This is a genomic window from Sessilibacter sp. MAH3, assembly GCF_054658275.1.
The window spans coordinates 85,225-99,190 of record NZ_BAAGIE010000011.1 but is presented as its reverse complement, the minus strand read 5'-3'; the positions used below and the strand labels follow the sequence as shown (position 1 = coordinate 99,190).

Below are 13,966 nucleotides of genomic sequence, written 5' to 3'. Positions count from 1 at the left end.
GTCAGATCTGTCTTTAAAACTGTCTCTGACGGATGTTTCTGAGATTAATCTAGCTTAGATAAATCTCGAACTGCGCCTTTATCCGCACTGGTAGCAAAGTGCGCGTAAGCTTTTAAGGCGCCTGAAACCTTTCTTGGGCGAGCTTCTTTAGGTTTCCAACCTTTAGCATCTTGTTCTGCACGACGCTTCGCTAATTCTTCATCGGAAACTAACAAGTTGATGCTGCGGTTAGGAATATCGATGTGAATCTTATCGCCGTCTTCGATCAAACCAATAGCGCCACCCGATGCAGCTTCTGGAGAAACGTGACCAATACACAAACCAGAAGACCCACCAGAAAAACGACCATCAGTAACCAATGCGCAGGTTTTTCCCAGACCCACAGATTTTAGGTAGCTGGTTGGATACAACATTTCTTGCATACCCGGACCACCTTTCGGGCCTTCGTAACGCACAATAACGATATCACCGGCTTTTACCTTGCCGCCAAGAATATTCTCTACCGCTTCATCTTGGGACTCGGTTACGTGAGCGGTGCCCTCGAAAACTAGAATTGAGTCATCAACACCGGCCGTTTTCACTACACAACCATCAAGGGCGATATTGCCAAACAACACCGCCAAACCGCCTTGGGTTGAAAAGGCATGTTCGTAGGAGCGAATACAACCACCGGCACGATCCAAATCGAGAGTTGGCCAGCGAGTACTTTGGCTGAATGCGGTTTGGGTGGGAATACCAGCAGGACCTGCTTTGAAAAAAGTTTGTACTTCTTCCGATTGATTTATGGCAATGTCCCAGCCAGAGATAGCATCGGCCATGGTTGGGCTGTGAACCGTGGGAACTGTGGTATCCAGTTTATTGGCTCGGGCTAACTCGCCCAAAATCGCCATAATACCCCCGGCACGATGTACATCTTCGATGTGATACTGCTGAGAGTTCGGTGCAACCTTACACAACTGCGGCACCTTACGAGACAGGTCGTCGATATCAGCCATGGTGAAGTCAACTTCGGCTTCTTGAGCGGCGGCAAGCAAGTGCAAAATGGTATTGGTTGAACCGCCCATGGCGATATCCAAGGTCATGGCGTTATTGAACGCGGCCTTGGTGCAAATATCGCGCGGTAAAATATTGGGTTCTTCTTGCTCATAATGACGTTTGGCAAGTTCAACAATTAGGTGACCGGCTCTTTTAAACAACATCTCACGATCTGCGTGGGTCGCCAATGTTGTACCGTTACCCGGAAGACTCAAGCCCAAGGCTTCGGTGAGGCAGTTCATTGAGTTGGCGGTAAACATACCCGAGCAAGAACCGCAGGTAGGACAAGCGCTGCGCTCGTATTCGGCAACGATTTCGTCGCTCACTTCTGGGTTGGCCGCAACGATCATCGCGTCAATCAAGTCGAGCTTAGTTTCAGACAGTTTAGTTTTACCGGCTTCCATTGGCCCGCCTGAGACAAATACCACCGGAATGTTCAAGCGCATGGCCGCCATGAGCATTCCCGGAGTGATCTTGTCGCAGTTAGAAATGCATACCAACGCATCGGCGCAATGGGCATTAACCATATACTCAACAGAGTCGGCAATAATATCGCGGCTTGGTAGGCTGTAGAGCATACCGTCGTGGCCCATGGCGATACCATCGTCCACGGCGATGGTGTTGAATTCTTTGGCAACGCCACCGGCCGCTTCAACTTCGCGAGCAACCAGCTGGCCCATATCTTTTAGATGAACGTGTCCAGGTACAAACTGAGTAAATGAGTTGGCAATGGCAATGATCGGTTTTTGAAAGTCGTCGTCTTTCATTCCGGTAGCGCGCCACAATGCGCGGGCACCGGCCATATTGCGTCCGGCGGTGGAAGTTTTCGATCGGTAGGCAGGCATATTGAACTCCTGGTTCACCAAGAAATGGATGTGGGCCTAAAAAATGGGCGACAAGAATACCAGAAAGACAAGAATAGGCCACCGTTGACGGTGTATCCTTGGGTTAAAGGAAAAAGCTTTAAGAAGAAAAATCCTAAAAATTCAAGCGACCGAAACTGCTCTAACAATTAATGGCAATAACACCAAGTTAGTCACTTAAAAGTAATTTGAGCGCAGCACTTTCGATAACAGTCGCATACTCACCATGGATGTTTGCCAACGATATGGCGTGAACTTCATCGGCGCTGTGGGCGTTCCCGAAGTAGTCGGTCTTCTCGAACGTAAAGCAAGCATCGGCGACCACGAATGCCTCAAAGCCGAGATTACCAGCGCTACGTGCCGTTGCTTCTACAGAATTATTGGTGGCAACTCCGGTTATTACCAGTTTATGGAGAGAGCGCTTCGTTAGTTCATCGGCGAGGGTATTGTTGGTAAACGCGCAGGGTACGGATTTCTCGATTAAAAGCTCATCACCAACAGGTCTGAATTCTTCCTTTAGGGTAAAGCCGTCTTGCTCTGGCCAAAATACCGAATCTGGCTCTTTGGAACGATGAATAACGTGAATAATTGGCCAGTATCGATTTCGCCAAAATGCTATCAAATCCAACATGATCTGTTCGGCGTTGGGATTATTACGACGGCCCAATTTAGGGTGATCAATGCCTTTTTGTTGGTCGATAACAATTAATGCGTACATAGGGTTTCTGTTTCTAGTTTTTAGTCGCTTTTAAAAGCGGTGGCCGAGTGCTTGGGTGTTAACAGAGAAAACAAAAAACGCTTTTGATTCTAGGGCAAAGGCGTTGGGTCGAGACTATTGCGCTATTTCTTTTCGAACGGATCGTTAATATTGCAGCGTTTTGATGAATATTTTTGATTTACGTTGATAGTTGTAAGCCAGCTGCTTTTGCGACGGTAATTCGGAAATATCCGCAGGCTTAAAGCCTTGCTCCATAAACCAATGCGCCGTTTGCGTGGTGAGCACAAACAGCTTTCGATAGCCCAATTTACGTGCTTGATGCTCTAGGTCAACCAAGAGTCTGCGAGCGAATCCGCGACTTTGATAATCGGGGTGGGTTGCCACGCATGCGAGTTCAGCAAAGTCGCTGTCGCTAAATCCGTATAGACCAGCACAGCCCACAATGCTGCCGTCGAGTTCGAGCACAAAGAATTGATCGATTTCGCGCTCCAACAGTTCTCGCGAGCGCCTCACCAATATACCCTGTGCTTCAAGGGGTTCGATCAAACTCAAGATGCCGCCAACGTCGTCGATGGTTGCCGGACGCACAAACTCGTAGCGATCGCTGTGCACTAAGGTGCCGCGACCATCAAGCGTAAACAACTCTTCGAGCAATGCACCGCTTTCGCAGTAACTAACGATCTGCGCGCGTGCCACACCTTTGCGACACACTCTAAATGCGCAGCGCAGTGCCGATACCGCGTCTTCTTCGGTGATCGCGCCGGAGTTAATCAAATCTTGGCAATCCGATACGGCCAACTGGCGAATAAGATCACCGTTTAAATCGAGTAGGCCATCTTCATTAATGAAGGTAATCAGTTTATCGGCGGCAAGAGCAATGGCAATTTCAGAGGCCACTTCTGTAGCCGGAATATTAAAAATCTCGCCGGTCAGCGAAAATCCTAACGGCGATACAACCACCATGGCATCGCTATCTAAAGCCAAGGTCAGATTTTTAGAGGCGATTTTGCGGACTTTTCCAGACAGCTGAAAATCAACACCATTGATAACGCCGCGCGGCATTCCCACCACAAAGTTACCCGACAACACTGAAATATCGGCGCCGTGCATGGGTGAGTTGGGCAAACCCATGGATAAGGCCGACTCAACGTAAAATCGAGTTTCGCCAATGGCTTGCAAGACTGCGGGCAGCGTTTGTAGGTCGGTGACGCGCGCGCCGAATTCGTCTTGCCAGGTGTTATTGCCGGGGCCAAGGCGTTCATCAATTTGTGGCCGCGCACCGTGAACAATGACTAATCGAACACCCAAACTGTTCAGTAATGCTAAGTCTTGGATGATGGTGGAAAAATTATCGTGAGAGATCGCCTCGCCCGGCAAATAAACCACAAAGGTTTTCCCGCGATAATCATTAATATAGGGCGACGATGCGCGAAACCAGTCGATGTAATTATTGGAGTTCAATGTTCGGCTCAAATATACAGTGTGAAATTTAATGTCTTTTTATTATACCCATAATAAAAAGCAGCACAGATTCAATTTGCGGTTACGACTTCTCTAAAAAACACGTTAAGAATTTCTGGCTCGTAATTTCGGTTTGAAGAAACAACATCAACCGACTCCAGCCGAGTTAATTCCCGCTCAATAAAATGATGAATTTCAGGAATTTTAGGGCCAAGTTGTTTTTCTTGGGCCTGTTTCTTGAGCGCCAGCAAATCGTTTATGGCTGCTAATAAGCTTGAATCGTGTGCGATTAATGTTTTAATCCTATCGAATTCTATGGGTGCTGGGGTTTTATGTTGTTCGATCCAACGAGCAGAAAGTAGCGGACGTAATACATAAAAGTATTTTTTTAACGGCACTAAATCTTCTTGCAGATAACCACGGAAATTGGTTTTAGCCATGCTTCTGTAGTGATAAATCCCTTGCTCAACGGAATACATATCAGCAATCCAGTCGCGTAGCGTGCTAGCAAACCGACCGTCATCCACATAGATAATTGGCGAGTACAGCCATTCAACCAGCGAAGGATTAGATTTTCTGAACAGTTGCAGCGCTTTGCGAATATCCCAACCGTTAATGTCTATTTCATCCACAATCGGGTATTCGATCACGTCGCGTTTATTTTCTACATCAATTGATAAATACCAATCTTGAGGGCGCGCATACACAAAACGCACATCGTAACCGCTGTTGGGAGAGGCAAAGCCCCAAGCGCGGCTTCCAGACTCTATGGCATAAAGCACGCGAACATTGTGCTCGGCTTCAGCGGCGTGAATGCGACGCATAATTTCTTGGCGGATTTCAGGATCGATCATTAAACAGTTTTCTAAAATGTTGGAAATAAAAACTTGGGTTCGCTAATAGAACACCTATTAAAGACAAAATCGCTTGATCAGCGAGCGCAAAATATTAACGGCCGGATCAATTTGCGCGATTTCTATAAATTCATTGGGCTGATGCGCTTGATCAATAGAGCCTGGGCCCATCACCAAGGTTTGCATGCCCAAGGCTTGTAGATACGGTGCTTCGGTGGCGAAGGCAACTGTTTCGCTGGCTCTGCCCGAAAGCTCTTCAACCACCTTAACCAACTCACTATTTCGCGCCTGCTCAAAGGCAGGTACACCGGGAAAAAGACTTTCAAACGTTAAAGGCGTGGAATACTTTTCGGCAATGGGTGTCAGCAACACGCTCATTTGCGAGCGCAGTTCTTCTAAATCCATACCGGGTAGTGGGCGTAAATCGAAATGCATTTCGCAGTGCCCACAAATGCGATTGGGATTATCGCCGCCGTGAATGTAGCCAAGGTTTAGGGTTGGTACTTGAATATCAAAGCTCGCATTGGTGTAGCGCGTTTGCAATTCTCGGCGGTAATTCATTAACACATTGATGGCGTCATTCATGGCTTCCATGGCGTTGTGGCCAAGGTTGGGATTGGACGAATGTCCCGCCAAGCCCTGAATGCGTATGGCTTCCATCATAATGCCCTTGTGGGCGCGAATGGGCGTAAGGTTGGTGGGTTCGCCAATGACTGCGTAACGGGCTTTGGGTTGCGCCATTTCCACAAGTGCGCGAGCGCCGCACATAGATGACTCTTCGTCGGCGGTGGCTAACACCATCAGCGGTTCTTTAAAGTCTTTGGCTTTAAAGGTTTGTGCCGCTGCGGCGATAACCGGGAAAAAGCCTTTCATGTCGGTGGCACCCAAACCGTAGTAGCGATTGTCTCGCTCGGTGAGTACAAACGGATCTTGATGCCAGCGTTCAGCATTGTATGGAACCGTGTCGGTGTGTCCCGCCAATACCAAGCCGCCTTCACCTTGCCCTAAGGTTGCTAGAAGATTGGCCTTGTTAGGATGGCCGGGAATATCCAAGTACTGAATCTTAAAACCTAAATCAGCAAACCAAGTCGCCAATAAATCCAGAACTTTACGGTTACTCATGTCGAGATCTGGGTGAGCGCTGCTAACCGATGGCGCGGCAACCAGTTGTGAGAGTTGTTCTTTGTAGGAGGGAAGCATCATAGAAAACCGTATTTTATCGCTATTTATGATCGGGTTGGCGGCTGATTCAGTATAGGAAACTCGGATTAACCCAGAGTTTTCGGCGACGTTTCCTGTAAACCTGATAAGCGCCGTTTAATGAACGCATCACATGTTGTTTAATCGTCGATACTTACCAGTTTTAAGGTCAGCGTGCAAAAATCTACCACAAATAAGACATTTAAATACCTAAAACCTTCAGTTCTAAATGATCGGCTTGTTGATAGAAAAAATGGTTCTCACGGTGAATTTTGTTGGAATGTGTCCAATCACTGTTGGCTCATAACATTCGAAAAAACATCCGCATATGTAAGAGCGTTAAACAAGAAGAATGTTTGATTCTTTAGACCCTATTCGAAAAATATATTTAACTAAATTTATCGTCAGGAAGCTCTGAATTAATCAGAGATGAGTTAATCGGCGGTTCCTTTAATAAAAAAATAATGAGAATTCCCAAGCTTTAAATAGCGCATTCATGAGCTTTGCTGTGAGTAACAGTTTATAGGAACCTCTGATTAACTCATCCTTGATTTAATCAGAGGGAAGAAATTGAAAATGTGATTTCCAATTTCTTCACAATTTCAATCACTTGCCGTTCTTGAAATTGGCGACACATCCTTGTGTCGCGAGAAACTCTAGGTTAATCAGAGTTTCCTATATAAATATTTTTGTGTGTTGGCGCTAACACTGTTGTTTTTACAGAAAGTATTTAACTTCTTTTGATAAAAAATCGCTTAATTTTTGTATTTAAAGAATAGTTTTTACACGTAAAAATAATGAGCATCTTCGGGTGTTTAAAAATCGTGCTTTGCTTCTGGAGGCCGTCAATGCTGAGTTCTTTGTAGTTATCCACACGGTTACTCAATATTTCTGTGAGTCTTAATGGTTCAAGACAGAAGAAAATTTACAATGTTGAGCGCTCGACTATTATTTCGCTAGATTAAATAGAAATTGATCAGCTGAGCGATGGCTATTTCTGTTATGCACACGCCGAAATACTTCCCGAAAATAAATCGACGACGACGGTATCAATAACCTGTCAATTACGCCGTTATTTTTTAGTGAGTATTGTTCGGTTCGCAAAAAACACTCTTTAACTACAAAGCGTTGCCTGCTTCGCCGTTTTTATCATTGAAATCTTGTTGAATAAGTATATGTTCTTAACCCAGAAATTCTTTGGCAAAAGGCGGTTCAATGTTAAATCGAGTATTAGACCTTCGGAATTGTTTAGACGATCTTGTCGCCGAAGGTAGGTTGCATCGAGGTGATGCAAATTTACTGTCGGGTACACCCAGAACCCGAGAACAAGCGCTCATGCACCCGTTGGCGTTTATTGCCAGTCAAGAATTAGAAGATCCATCCCGTCCGGGTAAAAAATTAACCGACGACGATCTTGCCGAATGGCTTGCCGAAAAAGCAAAACTACCGCTTTATCACATCGACCCGCTGAAAATAGACGTCGCTAAGGTTACGTCGGTTATTTCTTATGCCTTTGCCAAACGCCACAGTATTTTGTGCGTGAACGTTTCTACCGATGAAGTGGTGATTGCCTGTGCTCAACCCTTTACTGGCGATTGGATTCCGCAGGTAGAGCAGGTCTCGCGACGCGTTGTGCGCAAGGTGGTTGCCAGTCCCGCCGACATCAACCGCTACATGGTGGAGTTTTACAGTCTTAGCAGTTCCATATCCGGTGCTCGTGGCATTGGTGCACAGTCTAACGTGACTAACTTTGAGCAACTGTTAGAGCTTGGCACCCTAAAAGATCCAGAGGCCAATGATCAACACATTGTGAATATTGTTGATTGGCTGTTGCAGTACGCCTTTGATCAGCGCGCCAGTGACATTCACGTCGAGCCGCGCCGCGACATTGGTAAAATTCGCTTTCGCATCGATGGCATTTTGCATCAGGTTTATGAAATGCCCGCCGCCATTACCAATGCCGTTACCAGTCGACTGAAGGTGCTGTCGCGAATGAACGTGGCCGAGCGCCGCAAGCCGCAAGACGGTCGCATCAAAACTAAGCGCGGCGATGGTAGCGAGGTGGAGTTGCGGTTATCCACATTGCCAACGGCCTTTGGTGAAAAGCTGGTGATGCGTATTTTCGATCCCGAAGTTTTACTGCGCAGTTTTTCTGATTTGGGTTTGGTCGGTGAAGATTACGCCGTGTGGAAGAAAATGATGGCCAGCCCTAATGGCATCATCTTGGTTACCGGGCCAACAGGGTCGGGTAAAACCACCACGCTCTATTCGACGCTCAAACAGCTGGCGACCTCGGAGGTAAACGTCAGCACCGTTGAAGATCCTATCGAGATGGTGGAGGACAGCTTCAACCAAACTCAGGTGAATCCGCAAATAGACTTTGACTTCGCCTCGGGAATTCGCACCCTAATGCGACAAGACCCAGACATTATTATGGTGGGTGAGATTCGTGATTTGGAAACCGCGCAGATGGCAGTGCAAGCAGCGCTTACCGGTCATTTGGTGTTATCCACATTGCACACCAATGACGCGCCTTCGGCCATCAACCGATTGTTGGATTTAGGCGTGCCGAGCTTTTTAATCAAAAACACGGTAGTGGGTGTTATGGCGCAGCGTCTGGTGCGAACCTTGTGCCCGCACTGTAAAGAATCTGGCCAGATTTCTGTGCGAGACTGGGAGTCACTAGTAAAACCTTGGAAAGCACCCGTACCGAAAACCGTGTATTTGCCGCAAGGTTGTTTGGAGTGCCGTAATACCGGATATCTTGGACGACAAGGCATTTATGAGATTCTACCGATGAATCCGAATGTGCAGAAATTCGTGCGCGATGACGCCGATATCAGTCAGCTCAGAATGGCAGCCATTAAAGAAGGTATGCGTACTTTGCGTTTATCGGGCGCGCAAAAAATTGCCGCGGGTACCACAACGCTTGAAGAAGTACTGCGTGTTGCCCCCGCTTTAGAATCTTGATTCACTGGCGTCTTAACGAACTGGAAATCACTAGTATGAGCAAAGAATACAAAGGTAGTTGTCTGTGTGGTGCGGTGCGTTTTTCGGTCTCGGGCTTTAGCGAAAAGGTCGCTCATTGTCATTGCACCATGTGTCGAAAATTTCACGGCGCGGCCTTCGGAACCTTAGTACCAGTGAAGGATTTGCACTGGTTGGCTGGCGAAGATCAGCTAAAACACTTCACTGCTGCAAACGGCACCACGCGTGTGTTTTGTGAGAACTGTGGTTCGAGTCTAGGCTTTTTATCAAAGGGCGAAGCGCTGGAGAACCTAGAAGTTGCCATTGCTTGTTTTGACGACGATATTCCTGTTGAAATCGACGCCCATATTTACACCGATTACAAAGCCAATTGGTGCGAGATTACCGATGGCAAACAACAGTTCCCCGAAGAACGAGGCGGTTAGCGCTGCCTCTGAATTTACCGATAAGAATAATCTATGATTACCGAGCAACTTTCTAAACACTTCTCTCAATTACCGTCTTCACTCCGCTCCAGCAGCGAAAAACTTCTCGCAAATTTTCAAGAACGATGGCCCGAGCACTGGGATTCAGCTCAAACGCTGTTTGACGATAAAAATACGCCACACTTCGTTCGACTTATTGCTTGCAGCTTATATGCGCAAAAAATCGTACTTTCAGACCCAGATCTATTGGGGGTGCTGTTAACAAGTTCCGGTCGGGAATACGCAGATAATCACCGTGAGCAGCTCAACAAAGCGCTTTTAAGTGCCATCGACGTGTTCAGTGAGAAGCATCCGGGATTGGGTTTAGAAACCCGTGGCAATGCTAAATGGCAGGCATTGAGTTTTAAGTTAACGCCCAACAAAGCACAGCTCGACGAACTGGCAGCGCTTTGGGATAGCCGCATTCGCCGCTACCGCCAACGCATTATGGTGGCGACCATTTGGCGAGAATTTAACAGCCTGAGTACGCATCAAGAGATCACCTTTAATCTATCGGAACTCGCCAGCGCCTGTGTGCAGGTGTCCATGGATTTGCACTATCAACTGCTTGCTTTGCAACACGGTTTTCCGGTAGGGCAGTTCACCCAAAAAATTCAACCCATGCTGGTGTTAGGTATGGGTAAGTTGGGCGCATGGGAGCTGAACTTATCGTCCGATATCGACCTGATCTACGCATTTCCCGAAGCCGGTGAAACTGTGTTTATCGAGAGCAAAACCGCCGCCGTTATTCCCAGATTAAAAACCCTTTCAAACCAAGAGTTTTTTATTCGACTCGGCCAGAAGATCATCAAAAGTTTGGATGCACAAACCGCCGATGGTTTTGTGTTTCGTGTTGATATGCGATTGCGTCCCTACGGACAAAGCGGAGCTTTGGTGGCTAACTTTAATGCCCTTGAAGATTACTACCAGAACCAAGGCCGAGAGTGGGAACGCTACGCGATGATTAAATCGCGCGTCATTGCCAGCAGTGAACACACTTTAATTGACCCTCAATACAGCGAAGCTCGCCAGCGCAGTTTAATGAATCTTCTACGGCCCTTTAGTTATCGCCGTTACGTCGATTTCTCAGTAATCAATGCGCTACGTGATCTTAAAGCCATGATCAATCGCGAAGTTAAACTGCGCGGCAAAACTCAGGATGTGAAGCTCGGTTTTGGCGGGATTCGCGAAGTGGAGTTTATCGCCCAAGCCTTTCAATTGATTCGCGGTGGTCGCGAGCCACAATTGCAAGAGCGGCGTTTACTTAAAGTGTTGCCGATCTTATCGCGCCTGCATCATCTCTCTGAACAGACTACTCAAGCTCTGGCCGAAAACTACCAGTTTTTGCGCCGCGCCGAGCACGGTATTCAAGGTTGGAATGACCAACAAACCCAAGCGCTGCCGGTGGATGTGCCTGCACAGCAAGCCTTGGCGGTGATGATGGGTTACGGCACTTGGGATGAGTTTTACGATGCTCTTCAGAAGGTTCGTGAACAGGTCAACGAAGAGTTTCAGCGAGTTATTGATGCCTCCGGCGAGACTATCCATCAAGACAACCTAACGGAATCGCGCTTTTGGCACGGACTGGTGTGCGGTGAGAGCAATGATGAGGTTCTGCTTGAAGAGCTTTCTGAAATGGGTTTTCCAGAGGCCGAATCGACTTTGGAGCATCTGCGAGGCTTTTTGAGCTGCCAAGAACTCAAACGCATGAGTACCACCGCACGAGATCGCCTCGATAAGGTTATGGGGCAGGTCCTGCATGAAGTTGCTAAGTTGGATATTGCCGAACTCGACTGGGCGCTGTCGCCAACACAGGTTTCGCCAGTTGAGGTGTTAAAACGGGTTCTGCCACTGCTAGAAGCCGTCGCGAGACGCAGCGCTTATCTGATTCTCATGCAAGAGAATCCGACGGTGATAAAGCATCTGGTGCGACTGTTTTCGGCCAGCGTCTGGATTGCCGAGCAAATTACGCGGCATCCGGCCTTGTTAGAAGCTTTAATCGACGCTGCGAACTTGCATCGTGTACCAGAAAAGGTCGCGCTCACCCAAGAATTAAACCAAGCGCTGTTGGGTATCGCCCACAACGATCTAGAAACACAAATGGAAACGCTGCGCTATTTTCGCCGCGCTCATGCGTTACAGGTCGCTGCCTGTGAGGTCAGTGGTTCATTGCCGTTGATGAAAGTCAGTGATTATCTAACTTGGGTTGCCGAGGCAATTTTGGTACAGGTTTTAGAGTTGGCTTGGCAAGCGTTGGTGGAAAAACACGGTGTGCCCACCGATCAAAATGGCCCAAGAGCGGATAAAGGCTTTGTGATCATTGCCTACGGAAAATTAGGGGGCATTGAGCTGGCCCACGGTTCTGATCTGGATTTGGTGTTTATTCACGATTGTGACCCGCAATTATCCACCGACGGTGACGCGCCTATCGATAACCAAACTTTCTACACGCGTTTGGGTAAAAAAATCATTCATATATTGAATACCCGAACGCCTTCGGGGCGTTTGTACGAAGTCGATATGCGTTTGCGGCCTTCCGGTAACTCCGGGCTTTTGGTGAGCAGTCTGTCGGCCTTTGAGCGTTACCAAAAAGAACAGGCCTGGACTTGGGAGCATCAAGCCTTGCTGCGCGCAAGACCGGTTGCCGGTACCGAATCCTTAGCACAAGGCTTTATGGCGTTGCGACGCGAGGTGCTTTGCATGGCGCGAGATAGAGCCAAATTGCGCCAGGAAGTGGTAGAAATGCGCGACAAAATGCTCTCCCACCTTGGCTCGAAACCTAACCAACCACAATTCGACATTAAGCATGATCGCGGTGGTATCGTTGACATAGAATTTATGGTTCAATACGCCGCCCTAGCCTGGGCGCACCAATTCCCTGCGCTGGTGACTTTTTCCGATAACATCCGGATTCTCGACGAGATAGAACAAGCTGGTTTGATGCCTTCACGTGATGTGCAACTCATGGTGGACGCTTACAAAGCCTATCGCTCCATCGGACATCGTCTAGCTTTACAGCAACAGCCTAATGTATTACCTGCAGATTCGTTGTTGGACTATCGTCAAGCTATCTCAGCCCTCTGGCAAAAGAGTGTCGCTGAAAATCCTGAAACCTAATCGCCCTGTAAAGCGATTAGAGCGCCCGAAGTTTGAGGCTCGGGCCGTGAAACTGAATTAAGTTGTTGAATAATCGTTGGAGTTTTCTATGTCGTTTGCAGATCGCGAAGGCGTAATCTGGCTTGATGGTGAGTTAGTTCAATGGCGCGAAGCCAAGACTCACGTGCTCACCCACACCCTACACTACGGAATGGGTGTCTTTGAGGGTGTGCGTGCCTACAACGCCGACAACCTTGGTGCGTCCATCTTCCGTCTTGAAGAACACACTCGCCGTTTATTTAATTCGGCACACATCATGAACATGGACATTCCGTTTAGCCGTGAAGAAATTAATGAGGCGCAACGAATTGCTGTTCGTGAAAACAAATTAGACGCAGCCTATTTGCGTCCTATGGCATTTTACGGCTCAGAAGGCATGGGTCTTCGCGCCGATAATCTAAAAGTACACGTTGTCGTTGCCGCATGGCACTGGCCGTCGTACATGTCACCAGAAGCCAAAGAAGTGGGTATTAAAGTTCGTACCTCCAGCTACACGCGTCATCACGTCAATATTTCTATGTGTAAGGCAAAGGCAAACGGTCACTACATCAACAGTATGTTAGCCCTGCAAGAAGCCTTGCAATGCGGCTGTGACGAAGCCTTGTTGTTAGACGTAGACGGCTACGTGGCAGAAGGTAGTGGTGAAAACTTCTTCTTGGTTCGTGACGGTGTCATTCACACGCCTGAGCTGACTTCTTGTCTAGACGGTATTACTCGCTCGACCGTGATGCGTTTAGCCGAAGATGCCGGCTACACCATCAAAGAACGCCGTATTACACGCGACGAAGTGTACATCGCTGACGAAGCATTCTTTACCGGCACCGCAGCAGAAGTCTTACCGATTCGTGAACTTGATGGCCGTAAAATCGGTTCTGGTAAGCGCGGCCCTGTGACCGAAGCATTGCAAACAAAATATTTTGATTGCATTCATGGCCGTGATGAAAAATACCTAAACTGGTTGACTCCAGTAGCGAAATAATTTTTAGTAGCGACTAAAATTCGAATATAGAAAAAGGCCTCATTTAGAGGCTTTTTTCTTATTTATTAAAGCTCTGATGACGTTAGAGGAAACTCTGGTTAACCTAGAGCTTCTCGCGACACAAGGATGTGTCGCCAATTTCAAGAACGGTAAGTGATTGAAATTGTGAAGAAATTGGAAATCGCATTTTCAATTTCTGTCCTCTGATTAAATCATGGATGAGTTAATCAGAGGTTCCTAGAGTTTTT

At 47.5% G+C, this 13,966-nt stretch carries 9 protein-coding genes; 4 read left to right on the top strand and 5 right to left on the bottom strand.

Annotation, left to right across the window (positions count from 1 at the left end; genetic code table 11):
* Window positions 1–44 precede the first annotated feature (44 nt).
* From ilvD to argE, 5 genes are all read right to left on the bottom strand, one after another.
* Window positions 45–1,880, bottom strand: coding sequence for a dihydroxy-acid dehydratase (gene ilvD / locus ACYQ2C_RS08875; protein WP_460101704.1), 1,836 nt, complete (start codon window positions 1,878–1,880; stop codon window positions 45–47).
* A gap of 187 nt (window positions 1,881–2,067) precedes the next feature.
* Complete coding sequence (locus tag ACYQ2C_RS08870; RefSeq protein ID WP_460101702.1) at window positions 2,068–2,616, bottom strand: cysteine hydrolase family protein; 549 nt, start codon at window positions 2,614–2,616, stop codon at window positions 2,068–2,070.
* A 144-nt stretch (window positions 2,617–2,760) separates the two neighbouring features.
* The gene (gene argA / locus ACYQ2C_RS08865; protein WP_460101700.1) at window positions 2,761–4,077 is read right to left on the bottom strand and encodes an amino-acid N-acetyltransferase; all 1,317 of its coding nucleotides are present in this window, start codon (window positions 4,075–4,077) and stop codon (window positions 2,761–2,763) included.
* Between the two features lie 71 nt (window positions 4,078–4,148).
* A complete protein-coding gene (locus ACYQ2C_RS08860; protein ID WP_460101698.1) occupies window positions 4,149–4,931 on the bottom strand; it encodes a nucleotidyltransferase domain-containing protein in 783 nt (260 codons plus the stop codon).
* A 57-nt stretch (window positions 4,932–4,988) separates the two neighbouring features.
* On the bottom strand, window positions 4,989–6,134 hold the full coding sequence (argE, locus tag ACYQ2C_RS08855) for an acetylornithine deacetylase (RefSeq protein WP_460101696.1): 1,146 nt from the start codon (window positions 6,132–6,134) through the stop codon (window positions 4,989–4,991).
* A gap of 1,212 nt (window positions 6,135–7,346) precedes the next feature.
* Here argE and ACYQ2C_RS08850 point away from each other — a divergent pair.
* The 4 genes from ACYQ2C_RS08850 to ACYQ2C_RS08835 all read left to right on the top strand — a co-directional run bounded on the left by ACYQ2C_RS08850 (window position 7,347) and on the right by ACYQ2C_RS08835 (window position 13,718).
* On the top strand, window positions 7,347–9,101 hold the full coding sequence (locus tag ACYQ2C_RS08850; protein ID WP_460052281.1) for a GspE/PulE family protein: 1,755 nt from the start codon (window positions 7,347–7,349) through the stop codon (window positions 9,099–9,101).
* A gap of 35 nt (window positions 9,102–9,136) precedes the next feature.
* Window positions 9,137–9,544: a GFA family protein gene (locus ACYQ2C_RS08845; protein WP_460101693.1), complete on the top strand. Its 408-nt coding sequence runs from the start codon at window positions 9,137–9,139 to the stop codon at window positions 9,542–9,544.
* 33 nt (window positions 9,545–9,577) lie between these two features.
* On the top strand, window positions 9,578–12,700 hold the full coding sequence (gene glnE, locus ACYQ2C_RS08840; protein WP_460101691.1) for a bifunctional [glutamate--ammonia ligase]-adenylyl-L-tyrosine phosphorylase/[glutamate--ammonia-ligase] adenylyltransferase: 3,123 nt from the start codon (window positions 9,578–9,580) through the stop codon (window positions 12,698–12,700).
* Window positions 12,701–12,788: 88 nt separating this feature from the next.
* On the top strand, window positions 12,789–13,718 hold the full coding sequence (locus ACYQ2C_RS08835; protein WP_460052277.1) for a branched-chain amino acid transaminase: 930 nt from the start codon (window positions 12,789–12,791) through the stop codon (window positions 13,716–13,718).
* Window positions 13,719–13,966: the final 248 nt, after the last annotated feature.